This window comes from Sphingobacterium sp. NGMCC 1.201703 (genome assembly GCF_047784615.1).
In the GTDB taxonomy this organism is placed as follows: Bacteria; Bacteroidota; Bacteroidia; order Sphingobacteriales; family Sphingobacteriaceae; genus Sphingobacterium.
In genome coordinates, this window is record NZ_JBLOHD010000001.1 from 104003 (window position 1) to 126186 (window position 22184).

General features: G+C 41.3%; 13 protein-coding genes. 12 read left to right on the forward strand and 1 reads right to left on the reverse strand.

Annotated features, from left to right (window positions below):
- Positions 1-492: 492 nt before the first annotated feature.
- The gene (locus tag ACK8HY_RS00470) at positions 493-969 is read right to left on the reverse strand and encodes a hypothetical protein (protein WP_077436115.1); all 477 of its coding nucleotides are present in this window, start codon (positions 967-969) and stop codon (positions 493-495) included.
- Positions 970-1436: 467 nt separating this feature from the next.
- Here ACK8HY_RS00470 and ACK8HY_RS00475 point away from each other — a divergent pair, with 467 nt between their 5' ends.
- The 12 genes from ACK8HY_RS00475 (at position 1437) to ACK8HY_RS00530 (ending at position 22132) form a co-directional block, all read left to right on the forward strand.
- Positions 1437-4658: a TonB-dependent receptor gene (locus ACK8HY_RS00475; protein ID WP_077436117.1), complete on the forward strand. Its 3222-nt coding sequence runs from the start codon at positions 1437-1439 to the stop codon at positions 4656-4658.
- Positions 4659-5868: 1210 nt separating this feature from the next.
- Complete coding sequence (locus ACK8HY_RS00480) at positions 5869-7434, forward strand: hypothetical protein (RefSeq protein ID WP_416132338.1); 1566 nt, start codon at positions 5869-5871, stop codon at positions 7432-7434.
- 499 nt (positions 7435-7933) lie between these two features.
- Entirely contained in the window at positions 7934-8659 is a 726-nt protein-coding gene (gene pxpB / locus ACK8HY_RS00485) for a 5-oxoprolinase subunit PxpB (protein ID WP_416132339.1), read from the forward strand.
- A complete protein-coding gene (locus tag ACK8HY_RS00490) occupies positions 8649-9605 on the forward strand; it encodes a biotin-dependent carboxyltransferase family protein (protein WP_416132340.1) in 957 nt (318 codons plus the stop codon). The genes pxpB and ACK8HY_RS00490 overlap by 11 nt, the downstream gene beginning before the upstream one ends.
- Positions 9598-10356 carry a LamB/YcsF family protein gene (locus ACK8HY_RS00495; RefSeq protein WP_416132341.1) on the forward strand — a complete coding sequence of 253 codons (759 nt, stop codon included), beginning with the start codon at positions 9598-9600 and terminating at the stop codon, positions 10354-10356. Before ACK8HY_RS00490 ends, ACK8HY_RS00495 begins: the two co-directional genes overlap by 8 nt.
- Positions 10353-11522, forward strand: coding sequence for an NRAMP family divalent metal transporter (locus tag ACK8HY_RS00500; protein WP_416132342.1), 1170 nt, complete (start codon positions 10353-10355; stop codon positions 11520-11522). The genes ACK8HY_RS00495 and ACK8HY_RS00500 overlap by 4 nt, the downstream gene beginning before the upstream one ends.
- 118 nt (positions 11523-11640) lie before the next feature.
- Positions 11641-12777, forward strand: a complete 1137-nt coding sequence (locus ACK8HY_RS00505) for a glycoside hydrolase family 88/105 protein (protein ID WP_416132343.1) — start codon at positions 11641-11643, stop codon at positions 12775-12777.
- A gap of 5 nt (positions 12778-12782) precedes the next feature.
- Complete coding sequence (locus ACK8HY_RS00510) at positions 12783-14933, forward strand: TIM-barrel domain-containing protein (protein ID WP_416132344.1); 2151 nt, start codon at positions 12783-12785, stop codon at positions 14931-14933.
- 260 nt (positions 14934-15193) lie between these two features.
- Entirely contained in the window at positions 15194-18292 is a 3099-nt protein-coding gene (locus ACK8HY_RS00515; protein ID WP_416132345.1) for a SusC/RagA family TonB-linked outer membrane protein, read from the forward strand.
- A gap of 12 nt (positions 18293-18304) precedes the next feature.
- Positions 18305-19849 carry a RagB/SusD family nutrient uptake outer membrane protein gene (locus tag ACK8HY_RS00520; protein ID WP_416132346.1) on the forward strand — a complete coding sequence of 515 codons (1545 nt, stop codon included), beginning with the start codon at positions 18305-18307 and terminating at the stop codon, positions 19847-19849.
- A 24-nt stretch (positions 19850-19873) separates the two neighbouring features.
- The gene (locus tag ACK8HY_RS00525) at positions 19874-20629 is read left to right on the forward strand and encodes a hypothetical protein (protein WP_416132347.1); all 756 of its coding nucleotides are present in this window, start codon (positions 19874-19876) and stop codon (positions 20627-20629) included.
- A 39-nt stretch (positions 20630-20668) separates the two neighbouring features.
- The gene (locus ACK8HY_RS00530) at positions 20669-22132 is read left to right on the forward strand and encodes a polysaccharide lyase 6 family protein (protein WP_416132348.1); all 1464 of its coding nucleotides are present in this window, start codon (positions 20669-20671) and stop codon (positions 22130-22132) included.
- The last annotated feature ends 52 nt before the right edge of the window (positions 22133-22184 follow it).

Below are 22184 nucleotides of genomic sequence, written 5' to 3' on the forward strand. Positions count from 1 at the left end.
TCGGTATCGCCCTGACTACCTATTTCCCTCATGGTCTTCTTGCAGGAGCCAGGAACAACAGTCAATGAATTCTTTGTTTTTGCATAAAGGTTAGGTTTTAGATTATACAAATCGGTTGTTTTCAAGTGAAAGCGAAAAAACTGTCGATCTTATTTTTCCTTTCACTATTGCTATAACGATTTAAGCAGGATATTGTTTGGAAAAAATTAAATTAAATGAAAAATATATTTGTTGTTGGAAGTTTAGTTTTCTGCTGTTTAATTATTTGCGGTTTGTTTTTATTGTTTTTCAAAATAATTACTTGATCAAGAAGTGGAATTAGGGCGTATTTCAGTACATAATACTTCAAAAGTGATTGTTTCTGGGACCGAAATGTTAGGGTTTGTGTAGAAAGGAGAGAGAAGAGGAGGATATCGATAGGCAACGGAATAGCAGTGCTACTCCGTTGCAGTCTTTGGATGTGTTGACTAAGGGATTTTCAGCGTGTCTGGCTTATACAGCAGCAAACGCGTCGTGAATACCTAATACAATTCCTATGAGCAGACCCATAAAATTAAATCCGATGGTAATAATGACTATTATTCCGATAAACTTATAATGTTTTTTTAGGGCTTCGAGGCAGAGTTCAAGCTGGATGCTATCGCGGTTTTCGATAGCTTTTTTTGCTTTTGATCCAAAATTATAGAGGAAATAGATCGGGAGACAGGCGAAAGCCATCATTAGCAGGTAAAGTATACCGAAGGTTGATATGGTACCTGCTGAAACATATTCGCCCTGACCTAAGGATAAGGCACTTGCTCCAAAGATCAGGCTGATCATGGTTATAGCCGACAGTCCGATAAAAATAAAACAGATAATAGCCAAAAAATTGGCCCATTTAGCAGCTGAAGCTAAGAAAGAAAGCCCTGCTGGAGACAATTTAATGTCTTCGGGCTCCTGAAAAGAAGAATTTTGAATACCGACTTCCATGAAAAATGAGTTATAAAGGTGTGCGAATTTCTAAAAAGTTCTCCGTTTTTAAAAGCAGATTTTTAAAGAAAACCAGTTCGCAAAGACAATAGTTTACAGTTTTTAAATAAATATAAGGCGCGTAGCGCAATGGCTACAGAAACGAGTTGATTAATAAAACGCTCGGTTGGAAGAAAGTTAATGAATTTTTTTTAAAAAGTTTAAGATCGGAATGGAAGAATGTTGTTACAAATCCATTGAATCTGTTGACTGTGGAAAACTATTTTGTATATAAAGAGTTTACTGGGAATGGTGGTTTAAAAGATGTTATAACGTTTTATTATAAAAAAAATTGTGTTCTAACATAGTTATTTTGGTGGGTGGGATAGGAAGTGAATGTGCTGTAGTATGTTAAGTTTATATTAAGTCCTTTGTTATTTAAAATCTCTTAGTAATTTTGCTTAACATTTTTTAACAAATCACATTATATGAAAAGATCTTTACTCTTTTTCGCTCTTGTCATGGCCAGTTACGGTGCTGTACAAGCTCAGGTTACGACAAGTAGCATGACGGGGGTAGTAACTCAAACTAATGGTATAAAAACAACTGGTGCAACTATTAAAGCAGTGCACGTACCTTCAGGGACTGTATATTCAAGTTCGTCAAATGAAGCCGGCAGGTTCAGTTTGCCAGGTATGCGTGTAGGAGGGCCCTATCGAGTTGAGGTAACTTATGTTGGACAGAATCCAGTTGTTTATGAGAATGTTTATTTGCAATTGGGCCGCGATTTAGAACTAAATCCAGTATTTGGAGAAAGTGCAACTGTTATTGATGAGGTTACAGTCACTAGAACAAAAAAGGGACAAAACCTTAAAACTGGTGCTTCCACAAGCATTTCAAACCGTCAATTGCAAACTTTACCGACTATTTCAAGAGGACTAAATGATTTTACACGCTTAACTCCTCAGGCAGATATTAAAGGAGATGCTTTATCCATTGGTGGTATGAATAATAGATTTAACCAATTAACTATTGATGGAGCTGTTAGTAATGATGTCTTCGGTTTGAGTAGTGGTGGTACTAATGGCGCGAGTACAGGTGTTTCTCCAATTTCTTTGGATGCAATAGAGGAGATGACTGTACAGATTGCCCCATTTGATGTTCGAGCTGGCGGTTTTGCTGGTGGAGGAATCTCAGCTGTAACGCGTTCTGGTACTAACAAACCACAAGCTTCAGTTTATTATTTTACCAGAAACCAAAATCTTACGGGTAAAACTCCTTATTCTTTGATTTCTGGAGACCAAGAGAGAAAGAAGTTAGATAATTTCAGCGAAAAGCAATATGGCGTTCGTGTTGGAGGACCAATTATTAAGGATAAATTGTTTTTTTTCCTGAACTATGAAAAAACAGAGAATAATACCCCTCTAGGATTTGCTCCGGGTGTTGATGGTTCGAAATTTACAGTAGCTGAGCTAGAACAAATAGCTAATCGTGCTAAGGCTTTAGGATATGATGCTGGTAGTTTTTTAGATCAAGAAAGTAGCAATAAATCTGACAAAATCTTTACTAGGTTCGATTATAATATCAATGAAAAGCACAAACTATCGGCTCGATATAGTTACGTTAAAGGAACTGCAACAGATTTAAGCCGTTCGCAAACGGCATTGACTTTTTCGAATGGTGCCATTTTAAGAGAAAGTACTACAAATTCAGCAGTATTGGAGTTAAATAGCCGTTTTTCTAACACATTATCTAATAATTTAGTTATTGGCTACACAAAAGTAAGTGAACCAAGGTCGGCTCCTGGTAACCCTTTCCCTCGGGTAACTTTGCAGCTAGGTGATAGAAATGTAAATTTAGGCACGGAACCATTCTCAACAGTAAATCAATTGGATCAAGATGTGTTTACACTTACCGATAATCTGACTGTATATAAGGGTAATCATAGATTTACTTTTGGTACTCATAATGAGTTTTACAAAATGTACAACGGATTTATTGGAAGTGCCTTTGGAAATTATACTTTTAGTAATTCTCCCGCGACTGATATAAATCCAGCCACTGGAAAATCTTATACTGCTATCGAGAACTTTGACCGTGGTTTGGCAAGTAGTTTTCAGTATAATTATAGTAATACAGATGATCCAAGACAAGGGGCTGATTTTAAAGCAATGCAGTTAGGTTTTTATATTCAAGATGATTACCAGCTAGCAACTAATTTTAAATTAACAGGTGGTATTCGAGTAGATATTCCAATGTATTTGACAGATCCAATGGAGAATACAGACTTTAACAACTCAATCTTGGCAAAGCGTTATGACGTTATGACCAATAGAATGCCACAAACTACATTCATGTGGTCTCCTCGACTCGGTTTTAATTGGGATATCAGAGGCGATAGATCTGCTATTCTACGAGGGGGACTTGGTATCTTTACTTCAAGATTCCCATTTGTTTGGTCAGCAGGTGCTTATACACAAAGTGGTGCATTGTTAGGAGGGAACCAATTAAATGCTGGTTCTGGAAACGCGCCAAATATTAAGTTTATTGCAGATCCAAATGCCCAACCTAAAAGTAATCAAGAAGTTAAGCCTTCGGGAAATATATCCGTATTAGATAAAAACCTAAGGTTACCTCAAATTGCTAGAACTTCCCTAGGATTTGATTATAGACTACCTTGGGATATTCAGGGAACAGCTGAGTTTATGTATTCTAAAAATTTAAGTTCTTTTAAATTTACAGATTTGAACATGAAAGATCCTATTGGCCAATTGGAAGGTGCTGATAATAGATTGTTGTATGGGGCGACAAACGCAGAAAAACGTGTTTTGCCAAATTATACTCAGGTTATTTATATTAATAATGTTAATCAAGGATATTCTTGGTCGGCAACAGCCCAATTATCGAAATCATTTGCAAGCGGATTTTTCGGTTCATTAGCCTACACTTATACTGAATCGAAAGATTTGTTTTCAGGCTCTTCTTCCCAAAATCAATCAAATTTCTTTAGAACGGCGACAGTAAATGGGTCAAATAGTGTCACTTTAGGACATAATCCATTTAGTACTGGAAGTAGAATTATCGGTTTTGCATCTTACACAAAAGAATATTTAGGTCACTTAGGAACTACTTTATCATTGGTTTATAATGGTCAATCCGGCGCGAGATTTTCATATTTAATTACTGGTGATCCAGGAAGGTACTCAGCGGGAAGTGCTAGTGATCAATTTTCATTGATGTATATTCCTCGTGATAAGAGCGAAATCCGATTTGTTCAAAATGGGGATCAAACACCCGATGATCAATGGAATGCTTTTAATCAATTTATTGAAGCTAATCCTTATTTAAAAAATAGGAGAGGTAAATACGCTGAAAGAAATGGCGATAAAGCACCGTTCTCTCATAGATTCGATTTGAAAATATTACAAGATGTATTTACCAACATTGGTAATACAAAAAATAAAATTCAAATTTCATTGGATATTATGAATGTTGGTGCTTTAATAAATAAAAAATGGGGAGAACAATATTCAGGAGGGGGAAGTTTCTGGGACAATTCCTTCCGTGCAATAGCGTTTGATAGTTTTGTTAAGGATACTAAAATTCCTCAATACAAATTAGGGGACCTAAACAAAAATAATCCTTATTTTGTCTCGGATATTCCATCAAGATGGTCTGCACAAATTGGTATTCGCTATATCTTCAACTAATCTGAAGAATATATCTTAAAAAGACCGTCCTGAATTTTAGGACGGTCTTTTTGATTTATTACTTAACAAAAATCGATTAGCGATGTCTAGTTGTAATAAATGTAATCCACATAAATGTCAGTCGCCGTTTCGAAATCCTTCATGAAAATTAAATCTTTTGATGGATCCGGATCGTCATTTCTTTTGAAAATTAGTTCCAATCCAATTTTAAAGTTTTCGCTATTACCCATCATAAATCCCTCTCTTGTAGAATCGTTATATTGAAAAGTGTTTGTTAACGGTACAAAATAACCGTAACCATCTCCGCCTCCTGGCGAAGAGCTTGCCTTGATTCTGATGGATTTAAGTGTTAAACCAATTGCTGGGTTGATCTGTAAATTGTTTGTTTTTAGTGTATTGCCATCAACCCTTCAGCCCATGTGTAAGGATCGGTACCATAAAGGCCTGAATTATATTCAATATAATTATCTAAAGTATTGAAAACAAAAGATAATCACAGATTGCAAGTTTCTTTTGATATTACCAACGTTGGTAACCTATTGAGTAGCAAATGGGGGATACAAAAACTCCTAATATTACCAACTTTATGCAATATCAAGGTGTAGTTGATAATAAACCTACGTATACTGTGAGCCAGAATCTTAAAGAGAAGACATTTAGAAATAATACAGGTATAGATTCTAGATATCAAATGCAATTAGGTATTCGTTATATCTTCAATTAAAACACTTTCACATCTAGTGTGTAGGTTATAGGAATGCGGAGCTCGAAAAGAACTTCGCATTTTTTTTTTTAATTCCTATAGTTTCTTGATTTATAGCTTACGATTAACCAAGAAAGCTATTAAGAATTTTAGGGATAGTTTAGAACGGTAATCGTTTTTTTCGAATTGAAAGTACGAGCAATATTGCAGATGCTTTAGGAAAATCGACGACCATATTAGCAACGAAAAGCAAGAACAAAGCGTGTAGTAGGTGAATGTGATCGAAAATATGAATGGGGAATTTGAAAATACACAAGAATAGCTGTTTTTCCCAAGCGATCTACGTTCATTATTTAAATTATAAAAGAATTGAATATTTCTCGTGGTTTATTTTTTATGTAAAATAGAGGCTAATTAACGCTATTTTAAATTTTTATTAATTTTATATGAGCTAGTTTTTATTTTGGATTATTTAAATTATTTTTATATAAATAAATAAGATGAATTATGAAAATATTTAGACTGTCGTTATTAACTGCTTCAATTTCTTTGATTCTCGTATCTTGCAACAAAAACGAGTTACAAACTATAAACGAAGAAAAAAACATTAAATTGAAGTCAATGGCAGTGGCTTCTACTACTTTCAACTGGGAAAACGTGGAGAGAATGCCGGTTCCAATTAATCACCCAACAATTTTATCACCCTGGTCATCGGGAGCAAATATTGCCTTTCCTGCATTTTTTATTGAGGATAGGTTTAAATCAAATGGTTGGGAATTAGTTTACAATTCTTTTAGCACTACCGAAACTGTTAATCCTAAATTTTTTATAATTTACAATAAATTTAGAGGTTTACTAAGGGCTTTTTTTTATCTAGATCCTATAAGCCCAATTCCTAGTACCTATGTCACACATAGTTTAAAATTGAAGGATAATGCATCCATACCCGTTTTAAACTATGGCTCAGATGAGATAGCTTCATTAGTTAAAAATGCAAAAGAAATTTCTCAGGTTCAGCCCTATCGAACTAGTGCTACAGGCTGTTGGTATGCTGCGGAATTTGAAATCAATTATACACCAGCAATTCGCAATATGCCCGCGCAAGGTAGTTTGTTACAATGGGACGTTAACTCTACTAACATCTCGCAAATTACCATTAATGGAACTTCAGAAGGAACAATTAAAGGAACAATGACACAAAGCGTTGCGGGGCCCGAGAACATTTTAAACAGCTCATTAAAAGGAACTGTTATGTTGTATGGTAAACATTTAGGAGACAGTATGCTCAAAGAGATAAACGAAAATAAATTAATAAAATCAGAATATTTGCTCAACTTTGCTTCTTCTCTTGCTTCTGGAGGTTATGCCGCCGCCGCCGGGAAAGTATTAAGTGCAATTTTTGGAGGCTCGTCCACTACAACCAGCCAAGTAATTAATTTGAAAAGTACAACAAGTTATAAGCTTTCGGGATCTGTTAATGATAGCTATTTGATTGCTGCGCCAGTGTTAGTTCCTCCAGGTGCCAGTAATTCCAGCAACTCATTGGGTATTTTGCCACTTTACAACAAAGTGCTCGGCGTTTTCACTTTAGATAAAACGCCAATTGTGAATGCAACAGCGAAGGAAGAATGGTATACTGAAAGAGGTATGCCAGGCGACCGTGACGAGAGGTTTTCTATTTACAATCCGTCAGACTATAGACTGGTCCAGAATTCCTATAATATCCTGTTTAACCCAGATATAATAAATACTAGTCCTGATGGAGCAAGAGTTGAGAACCTAAAGCAAGAGCTTGTTCAGCGAGAAAAAGATGGCAATTTAATTAATGTTTTTCCGATTAATTATGAATTTTCGAGCCATTATAGAATTACCGTTGGTAATATTGGTTGGGACGGAAATGGAGGATATATACCCCAACCTGCAAGTCCGAGTCCTTGGGATTCAAATGAACAATTAATGACTGGATTTTTTCTTCGGATAAGCTTTGATGTGGTGCCCAATAATGGCTCCTCTCGAACTAAAATAGTTAAGTCATTTAAAATAAAGGCAAATCCCATTGATATTAAAAGTTAGATAATTGGATAAGTCAATAGGTCGTAATTCTATTTAAGATCAATGCCAGAAAAGGTCAAGATTATCACTTGACCTTTCCTGTTTTATTTTAGTAGTAGACAATACGTCACTATATTTTAATCAATGGTCTCCATTTAATTTGATAGCGGACCAACTACGGCATGTTTTGTTACAGAAAAATTAGTGCATTTGAATCGAAAATAGCAACATTATAGTTGAAATTAGCAATTTATTTTTCTTTCAAATTCCGATTGATAGGGGTAAATTTACTCGAGACTTATTAATATATAGAATTGTCCAGGTTATTATGGACAATGATTGACTCTCTCTACTCTGATTAAGGCAGACAGAGTGGTTAGAGCAAGTGTAAGCTTCCCGTAGTTTTCTTCGTGTTTTTGCAAAAAAATACTGAGCGATTACGGGAACTTGCTTTTTAAATTCTGTTATTTGATTATCGTTAGGTATTTATAATCTTTGTATAGATTATAACATACAAATTATGGGAGGTTCCCACAAGCAGTTTTTAGGTATAGACTTGCCCAATTCCATACGGCACTATCCCCTGGGAGATCAGGCAATTGTCCTTTCTTTTGGTGACGTAATTTCCGAAGCTATTCATATACAGATTCGCAAGGTCATAACCTGTCTTGAAAACTGGTCGCAGGCCGGTGTAATCGAATATGTCCCCGCCTACACGACAATCACGATTTATTATGATCCGCTAGTGATTACCTATCAGGAACTATTAGCTGCTCTTCAAATAACCTTACAAGATATATCGGATGATTTTAACTATAGAAGTGCGAAAAAAGAAATCCCGGTTTATTACAATGGAGATGACCTCGCTTATGTCGCTCAATACAATGGTTTGACTGAGGAGGAAGTTATCCGCATACATTGTGCTCGGGAATATCGGGTGTACATGATCGGTTTTGTCCCTGGATTTCCGTATTTGGGCGGTATGGACAGCCGGATCGCGACACCACGTAAAGAAGTTCCTCGTTTGAGGATCGAAGCCGGTGCGGTGGGGATTGCTGGTCAGCAGACTGGGGTATATCCCATGTCAACCCCAGGAGGCTGGCAGATTATTGGTCATACACCACTACAATTGTTTAACCTCAACCGTGAAAATCCCTCATTACTCGATGTAGGGGATCTTGTATGCTTTGCGCCTATTGGTTATGAGGAGTTTATGCAACTAAAAACAGAAGCCAATGGGTATTAAAATCATCAAGACGGGTTTGTTGAGCACGATACAGGACTTAGGACGTTACGGTCTACAGCGTTACGGTATGGCAGTCAGTGGAGCCATGGATAGCTATGCTTTGCTTCTGGGCAATAGTATCCTGGGAAATGCAGACAACGAAGCCGCAATAGAATGTACATTCCTTGGCCCAACAATTTATTTCGAGCAGGCACAGCTTATCGCAGTGACGGGAGCAGACCTGTCGCCCAAGCTTGACGGTCAGCCCTTACCGATGTGGAAACCTGTCCTGATTGAGGCTGGCTCCTTGCTCTCCTTCGGGCGACCAAATTCGGGCTGTCGGGCTTATATCTGTTTCCGCGGCGGGCTTGATATCCCCGAAGTACTGGGCAGCAGATCGACTTATAGCAAAGGACAGATAGGTGGCTGGCAAGGTCGCCCGCTCAAAGAACAGGATCGGATTGCTTTCAACCACGACTATAACGGGGGAGCAGAGGCGTTCTTCTGGAGCATGGATCCGAGCTTGTATCCCGATCTGTCCACAAAAGTTATCCGGGTGATGAATGGCCCACAGTGGGATCAGTTTGAAAGCGACTCATTGCAAAGTTTCTTTGCGGATGTATTTACCATTAGCAAAAACTCGGACCGCATGGGATATCGCTTACAGTTAAGGCCACTGCAGCTAAGCAAACGAAAAGAATTGTTGTCAACGGCCGTCACCTTTGGTAGTATACAGGTACCTCCCGATGGCAACCCGATTATCCTAATGGCCGACCATCCGACGACAGGCGGGTATCCCGTCATTGCACAGGTGGCTACCGTAGACCTTCCGCTCTTGGCGCAAAAGGGACCCGAGGAAAGCATCCGTTTTGAACGGATCGAACTGGATGAAGCCCAAAACTTATTGAAACAGCGATACATACAATTAATTAAACTAAAAAGAGCAATCGCATTGAAATATGAATAAGCAACTGACGATAGATTTAAATTGTGATATGGGCGAGAGCTTTGGCGCTTGGACAATGGGCAATGATGAGGCGATAATGCCTCATGTTTCCGCTGTCAATATTGCCTGTGGTTTTCACGCCGGAGATCCTTCGACAATGATGAAAACCATTCAGCTAGCTCTAAAATATAATGTCAAAATAGGCGCTCATCCCGGTTTTCAGGATCTGGCAGGTTTTGGAAGACGGGAGATTCAGGCTACAGCTCGGGAAGTTTATGAACTGGTCGTCTATCAGGTTGGTGCACTTGCAGCATGTGCCCAGGTACAACAGACAAGATTGCAACATGTGAAGCCGCATGGAGCGCTCTATAATATGGCGGCGCGCAAACCTGAATTGGCCGATGCCATCGCGGCAGCGGTCTACGCGATCGATCCAAACCTCATCCTATATGGTCTTTCGGGAAGCGAACTGATCAAAGCAGGTAGGAATAAGGGGTTGAAGGTATATAGTGAGGTCTTTGCCGACCGCACTTACCAACAGGATGGCACATTGACAGCAAGGTCGGATAAAAATGCACATATCCATAACGCTGAACAGGCTGCCAAACAGGTCTTACATATGATCAAAACCGGAAAAGTGATTTCCCTGCAAGGTGCGGAAGTGGACATCCAAGCCGATAGCGTTTGTCTACATGGAGATAATCCCGAAGCTGTACAGTTTGCGAGGACAATCCATCAAATATTAAAAGATCACGATATACTGATCCGATGAAACAAAAAAATACATCAGCCCTGTTTGGCGCGGCCTTGTTAATGGCCACATCGGCAATTGGCCCAGGCTTCCTGACTCAAACAACATTTTTTACAAAGTCGCTGGGAGCTAGCTTTGGATTCGTTATTCTCGTATCCATCCTGATTGATATAGGTGTGCAGTTAAATATCTGGCGCGTGATCGCTGTCTCCGAAATGAGGGCGCAGGATATTGCCAATAAACTGTTGCCCGGTCTAGGCGGTTTTATCTCGCTACTTATTATTCTCGGCGGTCTGGCGTTCAATATCGGTAATGTCGCTGGAGCAGGACTGGGGTTGGAGGCACTCTTTGGGATGAATGTTGTGACTGGGGCTTGTATTTCAGCTTTAATCGCCATTGCTGTTTTTATAAACAGACAGATCGGTAAAGCCATGGACCGTTTTACGCAACTCATGGGAGCAATCATGATTTTAGCATTTATCTACATTACATGGACCTCTTCGCCACCAATGGGGGAGGCCGCGCTGCGGACGGTCGCCCCAGTAAAGATTGATTTTGTATCGATCATAACATTGGTAGGTGGTACGGTTGGGGGGTACATCACTTTTGCCGGCGGACATCGTCTGATTGATGCTGGAGTAAAAGGATTTGATGCGCTGCCTACCGTGAATAGAAGTGCTGTCATGGGGATCTCTGTTGCTTCGCTGGTTAGGGGCTGTCTATTTTTGGCTGCGCTTGGTGTGCTGAGCCAGGGCTTAATGATCGACGACGCTAATCCGACGGCATCAGTTTTCCAGCTTGCCGCGGGCAATTTTGGCTATCGCCTGTTTGGCCTAGTGATGTTCGCGGCTTCGATTACCTCGATTATCGGTTCGGCGTATACCTCCGTCTCCTTTATAAAAACATTCAATACACAGATTGCTAAAAATGAAAATTGGATTATTATTGCTTTTATATTAATTTCCACGCTCATATTTGTTTTTGTAGGTAAGCCTGTCCATCTATTGATTATCGCGGGTGCTGTGAATGGTATTATATTGCCGGTCTCACTGACAGTGATGCTGATCGCGGCCTATAAGCCTGCTATTGTAGGAGTTTATAAACAACCGATACTGCTGACCCTGGCCGGTGCGACGATTGTTGTCTTAATGGCTTTTATGAGTATCAGCGTAATTCTGGATCTGTAATTTTTTTCTGTATTCGATCGAAGCTGCCAATATTTCCACCTAAATGACCGAAAATTACCCCTCAAAAAAGCTGCTACATAGCGATATTTGGTGTAATAACTGAATATAAACCAAGCTAATGATGAATGTTTTGAGGTCAATACTCTCGGGTATTGCTGTGTTCGTGGCACTATATGGCCAGGCACAAAGCATCGATTTAAAAAACTGGCCCGAGAAGGCCAATCCTGTAACCGTGGGCCGTTTGGTCGCGCAGCGTTTTGTCGAAAGTCCACATAACAGCTTTAAACCACCGGCGCCCCCCCGATCTATTACTTACCCCGAAGTCTGTACCTGGTATGGTGCCCTGAAGTTTGCTGATATCAATCAGGATAAGGTCTTACTTGAGCAGCTTACCAAACGCTTTATGCCTTTTTTTGATACGGAAAAACATTTGGTGCCACGGCCCTGGCATGTGGATTTTGCAGTATTTGGAACCGTTCCCTTGGAACTCTATCAGCAGACAAAAAACAAAACCTTTCGGGAGATGGGGATGCGTTTCGCCGATGCGCAATGGACTATCCCAATTGATTCACCCCAAGCGGTGAAGGATAACTACCAAAAGTTTTTGGACAAGGGATTGACCTGGCAGACACGTTATTGGATAGACGATATGTATATGATCACGATGGTGCAGTCCAAGGCATTTCAGGTGACGGGGGAACGTAAATATATCGATAGAGCCGCCCATGAAATGCTGGTCTACCTCGATACCATCCAAAAGGAGAATGGTCTATTCTATCATGCGCCGGATGCACCTTTCTTTTGGGGAAGGGGAAATGGCTGGATGGCGGCAGGGATGAGTGAACTGTTGTCTTCCTTACCAACCGATAATCCCAATAGACCTGCAATATTAGCCGCTTACAAAAAAATGATGGCAAGTCTCAAAAAGTATCAGCGGGGAGACGGTCTATGGGGACAGCTGATTGATAAACCGGAATCCTGGGTGGAAACTTCCGGGTCAGCCATGTTTACTTATGCCTTGGTTACGGGAGTGCGAAATGGTTGGCTGGATGAAAATGAATATGCACCGATCGCTCGCAAGGCTTGGTTGGCTCTCGTTGGTTACATTAACGAACAAGGAGATATCGCCAATGTCTGTGAGGGTACCAACCGAAAAAATGATTATCAATATTATCTAGACCGAAAACAAAAAACGGGTGATATGCATGGACAGGCTCCCATACTTTGGTGTGTATATGCACTGTTAAAAAAATAACTGCAATGGAAAGAATACTAATGATTCTTATGCTGTTGCTCTGTAGTCAGGCAAAAGCACAACCTATTCAGTGGAAGGAGCAGTATCCGGGTGTATGGAAAGGTACTTTCGGTCAACCCGAGAAATACACGCTGCTAGGTGCTGCTGCTATTAAACCGCGGGCCGCAACACTTGAACAGCTACAGTCAACTGATTTTCCATTACCAAAAATGGAGGTTCATGCGGAACTGATTGACGGGAAAACCTATGTACGGATGCCATTGACAAAAAATGAACAGATCTATGGTTTAGGCCTGAATTTCCAGACTGTTCACCAACGTGGTAAGATCCTCAACCTGCATGTTGACCATTATGGAGGTAAAGATAACGGTCGTACACATGCTCCTGTTCCTTTTTATGTTTCTTCCAGGGGCTATGGTGTGCTTGTAAATTCTGCCCAGTACCTGACTTACTATGTTGGTACCGGTGTTCGTAAAGATGCAAAGGAACCAGCGGAAGCCAAGGATCGTAATACCGATAAAAGCTGGAACTCGCGTCCTTACTCAGATGCGGTGGAGATTTATATCCCGGCTGCAGGCGTGGAAATTTATGTCTTCGCAGGCATCAACCCCCTGGACGCCATCAAAAGATACAATCTCTTCTGTGGTGGCGGCACATTACCGCCGCGATGGGGTCTTGGATTTACACAACGCGTGCAGAAACTCTACACTGCCGAAGAGGTGCTTAATGAAGCTGACCAGTTTGAAAAACATGGTTTTCCACTTGATTTCATCGGTCTTGAGCCCGGGTGGCAGTCGCGTGCTTACCCATGTACCTTTGAATGGGATAAAGGACGTTTTCCAGATCCTGCTTCGCTGATCAAGAAGTTGGCCACCAAGGGAATCCGTCTAAACCTCTGGACGAATCCATATATCTCACCCGAAGCTGGGATCAGTAAGGCCATCGAACCATATACGGGCTCCCATACGGTATGGAGCGGTACGGTGCCAGATTTAAATCATCCTGAGGCCAGAAAGATCCTTGCTAAACAGTTCATGGATGCGCAGCTCAACATTGGTGTCAGCGGTTATAAAATGGATGAAGTCGATGGGTACGATTATTACCTTTGGCCCGATATGGCCAAATTTCCCTCGGGTATCAGTGGGATCCAGATGCGACAAACCTATGGTGTACTCGCGCAGAAACTGACAGATAGTTTATATCGGAGCAAGAAAACGCGAACTTATGGGCTGGTGCGCGCATCGAATGCCGGAGCCAATAATTTGCCTTATGTCATCTACAATGATTATTACAGTCATCAAGATTTTATCACAGCACTGGTCAATAGTGGATTTTGCGGTGTACTATGGACGCCGGAAGTACGAGGATCGAAAACAGGACAAGAATGGTTACGTCGTTTTCAATCCGTTGTCTTTTCGCCAATGGCTATGATCAATGCCTGGTCCAGCGGGACAAAACCCTGGTCTTTTCCCGAAGTCGCTGATCAGGTGAAATACTATGCACAATTAAGGATGGAGCTGATGCCATATTTATATTCCGAATTTGCAAAGTATCATTTTGAGGGCACACCGCCTTTCCGGGCGATGGTATTGGAAGAGGGCTTCCAGGGGCAGGCTAAGGCTGTCTTGGGCAATCAAGATCTGGAAACAAATCCTTACCTGGAAGCTGTCAATAGGGAAGTAAAGGATCAATATATGTGTGGCGAATATATCCTGGTCGCGCCCTTATTTGCTGGAGAGTCATCCCGAAAGGTATTGTTGCCCAAAGGCAACTGGTATGACTTCTATACCGGAAAATATGTGGGCAATGGCGAAGAGATCCTTGCTGATCCGGGCATGGACCGTATACCTGTTTACGTCAAAGATGGTGGAATTATACCCATGATGGGCAGTCGTTTACATACACCGCTCCCCAATGAGAAAGTTGATCTGACCATTCGTCACTACGGGGAGAAGGAGGGAAATTATCAGCTCTACGATGATGATGGTGTGAGCTTTGACTATGAAAAAGGAATGTATTCATGGCGCCGGGTGCTGATCAAAAAAAATGCAAAAGGGCAGCTTTTCGGAGAAATATCCGGAACGCAGGCCGGAAAACCAAACACGTACGGAAGGGTTCAATTTGAATTTATGTCAAAATTGAAAAAAACAGAATAACTGATTCCTATTGATCAAATAAATAAATATTTGAGGTCAATTGATCATTTTTTACCGCTAAAAAGAACAGAATTTACACCCTCTGACGAGCGTATGTATGCGATATTTGGGGTAATAACGAATTATAAAAAATAACCAATAAAGGAATACGGATAGTTTTGTCATGAGCTTCGATCTATATGGAAGCTGTGACGGAATGTGGCTATGGGAGCCAAGCGGACCTTAGCATAATAAATAACCAATTAATAAATATCTAACTTATGATGAAAAGTATCACAAAAATGGGGTGCTTTGTACTCTGCCTATTTTTAATGATGGGAAGTATGGGTTTACCGCTCTTTGCACAGCAAAATGTTAGGCTTTCCGGTAAGGTGAGCAATAGCAAAGGTGACGCACTGCAGGGGGTAAGCGTCCGGGTAAAAGGAAAGAACCAAGGGACAAGCACAGATGCAGCGGGTAAGTATCAGATTGAGGCTACTCCCACAAGTACACTAGTTTTTAGTCAAGTGGGGATGAAAGTAGAGGAACGCACGGTCGGTGCGCAGGGACAAATTGATGTACAGCTGGTCGAAAATGACAATGCATTGGATGAGATTGTTGTAACAGGTTATGGCAGCGTAGCCAAAAAACGGGACCTAACCGGAGCAATATCTTCTGTCGGCGCAAAAAAAATCCAGGAAAGACAACCCGTTAATCTATTTGATGCCCTGCAGGGACAAGCAGCTGGTGTACTGATTGTTAATGATGGCGGTGGTGCTCCGGGGGCAACGGGCTCCATACAGGTACGGGGAACCTCAACTTTGAACGGCGGTAACGGGCCCTTATATCTGGTCGATGGCGTTATCAATCCGGATGGCGCAAATATTAACCCTACGGATATCGAAAACATCGAAGTATTAAAAGATGCTGCATCTGCCTCCATCTATGGATCGCGCGCAGCGAATGGTGTTATTTTGATCACAACCAAGCGTGGTGCCGAAGGGAAACCTCTGATTAATGTTAATTATAATCATCTCTTTGGCCGTTTGGCACATTATATTCCGGTGAGCAATTCGGCTGAAGTCCGCGAGTTTAGAAATATACAGGGACAAAATAGCAATATCGACTCCCTAAATCCAAGCTTTAATGCAGATAATGATCTTCAGCGATTGCTTCTCGGCAATCTTGCCCAAAAGAAGGAGATCAAGTTAAGTGTAGGAGGTGGCCAAAAAAATCTTCGTTATTACAGCAGTTTAAACTATTTGGATGACAAGTCCATTATCCTGAATAGCTACGCAAAGCGTTTGCAGTCGCGGATCAACGTGGAGTATCAAGCTTCATCGAAACTGAGATACTCAAACAATATCTCCTTCTCCTGGCAAAAAGGCAATACTATTCCAATCGCCAATACGGTGCGCGTCGTTATGGACAGGCCGGCATATTCATTAATCTATTATCCTGACGGATCATTAACGAGTTATGTTGGATCTAAACGAAATCCCATCGCCAATGCATTGTATGAACAAAATATTGACGAAACCTATTCAGGCCAATTTAATAACCAATTGGACTATCAATTAACAAATGATCTGAAGCTGACAACGTTGTTTAATGCGCGGTTGGACAACTTGCAAAATACGGGTTTTTCGCCTCGTTTTCTTTCGGCCAATAAAGATCAGAACAGTGGTTCGAATGAATTTACCAAGACATTTTCCTGGGAATTCCAGGCATTTGCCAATTATAACAAAACATTCGCGCAGGACCATAATGTATATGCCCTATTGGGATTCAGTGCAGATCGTAGACGTTTCGATCGTTTCCACTCTGAATATCTGAACAGCGTCAACGAAGAGGTTCTGGTTACATTTCCAGATTACCTGACTTCATCAAAGACCTATACATCGGCGACTGCAAATGCGACAGCTTCCTTATTCAGCAGGATCGGCTACAATTATAAAAGCCGTTACCTCCTGCAGGCTTCCTATCGGAGAGATGGGTCTTCAAGGTTTGGACCTAGTAACAAATGGGGGAATTTTTTCTCGGGATCAGCCGCTTGGCGATTCTCTGACGAAAATTTTATGAAATGGGCTAAACCGGCATTACAGGATGCTAAACTCAGATATAGTTTTGGACAGCTCGGAAATGATAAAATTGGGGATTACGAATCGTATGCCAAAGTAGCATTTGGCGGAAATTATAATGGTGTAGGGGGAGCTGCGATGACGCCGACATTAGGTAATTATTTGATCAAATGGGAAATGACTACGCAGAATAATGTGGGCTTGGATCTTACATTTCTCAATGGAAGGTTGGGCTTTACTGCGGACTATTATGTGAAAACAACCACGGATCTATTATATCCAAGGGAACTGCCAAAAGAAACCGGGTATACCAAACTTCAGGTAAATGTGGGATCAATCCGAACCCGAGGAATGGAGTTTGTCGTAAGTGCCAGACCGATTGTTAAATCAAATTTCAGCTGGGAAATCAATGGAAATATCTCCTTTGAGCGTGGCAAAGTGGTAAAACTGGCCGACGGTATTCCTTTCTTTCCGGGTAATAAATGGTATCTCGAAGAAGGTGGACGAATCGGTAATTTTTACGGATGGCGTAATCTCGGTGTATATGCTTGGGATGAATCCAATGCCTATAACGACAACTGGGATAAGCTGACACTGGTGCTCGATGACCAAGGTAAGCCATTGTACCGTGACGGTAAACCAGTGTATACATCAAATGGTCAAAATTACGAGGGTACGGTACATCATCTGTATGCTCCGGACGGTAAGCTGAAAGGCGGGGATGCTGAGTGGCTCAACAACAAACGCGATAGCTTGATCAACGATGATGACCGTATGATTCTGGGAAATCCTACTCCTGATTTCTATTTTGGTTTTATGCAGACATTTACCTACAAACGCTTTTCTTTAAATGTTTTGTTCAATGGCGCAATCGGCGGGGAAGTGTATAACGCTTTGCTACAACGCCAGAATTATCCTTCAAATACTGGAGCTGGGTCACCGGATATGGTATACAATGTATGGCGTAAACCAGGCGATGAGGCCAAGTATCCCTACTATCCTGAAAGAAATAACCGCGGAAACATGAAGACGAACCAAAACAGTCTTTATATCGAAGATGCTTCGTTTATTCGGCTTGCCAGTGCACGTCTCGCCTATACATTTAGTCCAAATTTGGCTAATAAATTGAAAATGAAAGGGCTTACTGCCTATATCTATGGAACAAATCTATTGACCTGGACGAACTATACGGGCTATGACCCTGAATTCAGTACATCGAATCCGTTGACACCGGGGGAGGACGATGGTCGTTATCCAAGAAGGAGAGAGTTTGGTTTCGGTGTAAATGTTAATTTTTAGAAGATTTCAGTTATGTACAAAATAAAAATTTTAGCAGCATTACTTTTTTTAGGCACCTTGGGTGGCTGTAAAAAATTCCTTGACGAAAAACCCCTTGCAGATGGAACATTGGAGCAGCACTACAAAAATATGTATGATGTACGGGCTGCAATGGCTGGCATGTATAGTGCTTTTCAGCTTGAAATGGTCGGAAAAGAACAGTATACCGAGAAATATCTTTACTGGGGAGAATATCGATCCGATAATTTTGATCGCTTTATTAGCTATACCAAGGACTATGTGGATGAAATTGTATTGAACAGTATCACTCCTTCCAATGATTTTTCAGATTGGAGTGGCCTATATACAACGATCGGGCGAGCGAATAATAACATCAAATATATTCCGCAGGCTGCACAATTGGATAGTCGCATAACCATGGCCATGCAGAACGATTATTTAGCACAGAGTTATGCGCTTCGTGCCATGTCTTACTTTTATATTGTCCGTGTCTGGGGTGATGCACCGATCTGGTTAGAGCCATACGAAGATGTGCAGCAACCCGCTGAAAGAGCTCGAGAGCCGAAAGAGAAGCTCATAAAAGACGTCATCATTCCGGATCTGGAAAAAGCCTATTCGTTGATTATAAAAGATGCCAAAAGCCCCTTGTGGACTATTGGCGAGGCTGGAATATGCGCGATCATGGCCGACGTATATATGTGGCAAGGGGATCATGAAAATGCGATAAAGTGGATTGAGAAGTTATTCTTGGCAAAGTCTCCGACCAATGTCACTTATGCCGGTTTAAATGAAACCAATCTACAGGATGCAGCGACCTGGAAGACCATCTTTACAAACCCGTCTTCTAGTAAAGAGACGATCTGGAGTATCCACTGGGATTATCTGAAAAATGGCTGTGCATGCATGCAAACTTCCTGGACCTCAAATAACAAACAGGTGATTGTGGACGAGGGGATCTGGAACAGTTGGTTTCTACCGCAGACAACGAATACCCCAAGTCCGGATATTCGACCAAAACAGACGTTGGATGTTTATTTCGGTATGCCAAGCAATAAGCGTGATCGATTTATTAAGTGGTATCCGACAGAAGCAAATCCAACCAAGGCTGACCCTTGGCCCGCAACAAATCAATTGCTTCCGGTCTATCTAACCATGTACCGTCTGAGTGACATCTATCTACTATATGCCGAAGCCCTGAATGCCAGGGGCGATAGGGAAAAAGCCATTAAATACTTGAATTTTGTGCGCAAACGAGCTCAACTTCCATTGTACGATCTGAATGCACCTGAAGTAGGGAGCCCCTACGCACTGGAAACGGCAATCCTGAACGAACGGCAGTTGGAGCTTTTCGGAGAAGGGAAAAGGTGGTTTGACCTGGTAAGGACAAATCGTGTTAAGGCCGTGATGGACCCTATTCTGAAACGTAGGCAAGAGGATGCCGGAAATCTGGAAATGCCGGGATTCTTAGATCCTAAAAATCGAGCTTACTGGCCGCTGAATAGAAATGTTTTGAACTCCAATAGTTTGTTGGTTCAAAATCCGGGGTATACAGATTAATGCGGGAATTTAGAAAAGGAAATCATGAAAAGAAATTTTAACATCAAGTGGATACAAGTAGGAGTAGTCCTCCTGACTTTACTGACAACGGGCTGTTCCCTTTTTGATATGGAATTGCAGGAAAACTATGATTATAAGCATAAAACACTGGATCCCAATATTGGGATCAGTGCACGTAAATTTTTGGAAAATCGTTCCTATGAAACTCCCGAGAACCCGTCGGATACGGTCTTTAAATGGATGCGTAAGGGGTTGGATTATGCTGGTATTGGTCTTGAGGAGCTAGATAAGACGGATCGCACCTTTATCTTTTTACATAATGAGGCGATAAAGACTTGGGATGCCAAAACGAAGAAGGTAACTGCAGGACTTTTCTTCGATGTTCCCATTGTAACCGGTGTTGATGGTACAGGTAAACCCATTACCCGCCCGGCTACAAAATGGGAAGATTATAATCGCGATGATGTTCGTAACTATTTTCTTTATCTCATTTTACAGGGAAATTACAACTTTGATAAATTGACTATTTCCAATGTAAAAGCCAAGACATTGCTTCCCCCAAATACTGTGGCAAGTAAAAGCTCGCTGTTAGGGTACATGAATGAGGGAAAAGGTTTCAACCAAGAGGGTGTGATGTATCTAAAACTGGTCAATAACAATGATCTGGCACCGATTCAGATCAACGATAAAACAACGAATAGGTCTGGCGGTTATGTGACAACGAATGGCGTGGTCCATGTTTTTGGATCTAAGGGCAATACCACGGTGTATCCATTTTAGGTGATCCTTGCAAAAAGAACCTTATAAACAAATGTAAATATGATGAGAAACTTTTCAGTATTATCCTCTTTATCGCTGTTATTGGTGATGGGGAGTAGCTGTGAAAAACCGGCTGCGGTAAAATTGCAACTAAATGGTATCGCCTGTGTGCAGTGCCATACTATTCAATCGGCTGCCGACCTTCAGGCCTTAAGTCTACAGCCAGGCGACACGGTGATCATGAAATCGGGACAATGGACAAATCAGGAATTGACATTTAATGCCCAAGGTACCAGCCAGCAACCTATTGTACTAATGGCTGAGCAACCCGGCACTGTGACCATGACGGGTACTTCCTCCATTAGCATTACAGGTAAATGGCTTGTTGTCAATGGTCTGGTCTTTCAGGAGGGCTATACTTCTGGAAAGAATGTGGTTGATTTTACCTCTTCTTCATCCAACTGTAGGTTAACAAACACCGCTATTGTGGATTATAATCCACCTGCTGCGACTACTGACTATAGATGGGTTTCCATTAACGGATCCAACCATCGTATTGATCATTGTTATCTCAAGGGGAAATTACATCAAGGACCTACAATGGTTGTTTGGGGAACAAGTAAAACGATGAAGCATCGGATTGATCACAATTTCTTTGGCGAACGGGCTGCGTTACCTGATAATGGTGGCGAAACAATCCGTATCGGAACAAGCGACTGGTCCATGACCAATGCATACACGACGATTGAAGATAATATCTTTCAACGCTGTAACGGCGAAACGGAAATTATCTCGAATAAAATGGGAGCCGATACCATCCGCAATAATTTCTTCCATGAGAGCCAGGGAACGCTATGCTTAAGACATGGTAATGGTTCTGCTGTTTATGGAAACTATTTTGTCGGTAACGGCAATAGTGCAGCGGGTGGTATCCGGATAATCGGAGAGGACCATATTGTCTACAATAATTACTTCCAGAATATGGCAGGAACAGGACAGAAAGCTCCCCTGGCCATCATGGACGGTGTACCTAACTCACCATTAAGCGGCTATTTTCAGGTAAAACGTGTGAAGGTGGTGGCCAATACAATGATTAAATGTAAACAGTCATTTGATATTGGTTCAGGGAAAGGGGGAAACGGTCGTACTTTGCCACCAACAGACGGACATATCGCCAATAATGTGGTGTCACAAGCTGCTACTTCAACCATGCTGACTTTTACAGATCAACCTGTTAATTTTACTTATATGGGAAATATTGTATTTGATGTGCCAACAAGCCAACAGCTTCCAGCTGGATTTATACGTCAGAACCCACAATATACACTGACAACCGACGGAATCTATGAGCCGACCAGTACTAGTCCGGTGTTGGGTGCCTTTGTGGGTAACTATCCTTTTGCGGCCGCAGCGGATGCTGGCGCTCCAAAATTGGATGCCAAACATCGGGATTTGCTGAAAGCACAAAATATAGGTCCGGGATTTATGACCGGATTGGGGAGCAGCTTGGTTATTAATCCGTAAGTGATCCTAAACATTATTTTATGCGGAGAATAAACTGTTTATTCTCCGCTTT

Bases quoted from the DNA above. Each gene is read 5' to 3' on its own strand.
- ACK8HY_RS00470 (WP_077436115.1), bottom strand. From the start codon at position 969: ATGGAAGTCGGTATTCAAAATTCTTCTTTTCAGGAGCCCGAAGACATT.
- ACK8HY_RS00475 (WP_077436117.1), top strand. From the start codon at position 1,437: ATGAAAAGATCTTTACTCTTTTTCGCTCTTGTCATGGCCAGTTACGGT.
- ACK8HY_RS00480 (WP_416132338.1), top strand. From the start codon at position 5,869: ATGAAAATATTTAGACTGTCGTTATTAACTGCTTCAATTTCTTTGATT.
- pxpB (WP_416132339.1), top strand. From the start codon at position 7,934: ATGGGAGGTTCCCACAAGCAGTTTTTAGGTATAGACTTGCCCAATTCC.
- ACK8HY_RS00490 (WP_416132340.1), top strand. From the start codon at position 8,649: ATGGGTATTAAAATCATCAAGACGGGTTTGTTGAGCACGATACAGGAC.
- ACK8HY_RS00495 (WP_416132341.1), top strand. From the start codon at position 9,598: ATGAATAAGCAACTGACGATAGATTTAAATTGTGATATGGGCGAGAGC.
- ACK8HY_RS00500 (WP_416132342.1), top strand. From the start codon at position 10,353: ATGAAACAAAAAAATACATCAGCCCTGTTTGGCGCGGCCTTGTTAATG.
- ACK8HY_RS00505 (WP_416132343.1), top strand. From the start codon at position 11,641: ATGATGAATGTTTTGAGGTCAATACTCTCGGGTATTGCTGTGTTCGTG.
- ACK8HY_RS00510 (WP_416132344.1), top strand. From the start codon at position 12,783: ATGGAAAGAATACTAATGATTCTTATGCTGTTGCTCTGTAGTCAGGCA.
- ACK8HY_RS00515 (WP_416132345.1), top strand. From the start codon at position 15,194: ATGATGAAAAGTATCACAAAAATGGGGTGCTTTGTACTCTGCCTATTT.
- ACK8HY_RS00520 (WP_416132346.1), top strand. From the start codon at position 18,305: ATGTACAAAATAAAAATTTTAGCAGCATTACTTTTTTTAGGCACCTTG.
- ACK8HY_RS00525 (WP_416132347.1), top strand. From the start codon at position 19,874: ATGAAAAGAAATTTTAACATCAAGTGGATACAAGTAGGAGTAGTCCTC.
- ACK8HY_RS00530 (WP_416132348.1), top strand. From the start codon at position 20,669: ATGATGAGAAACTTTTCAGTATTATCCTCTTTATCGCTGTTATTGGTG.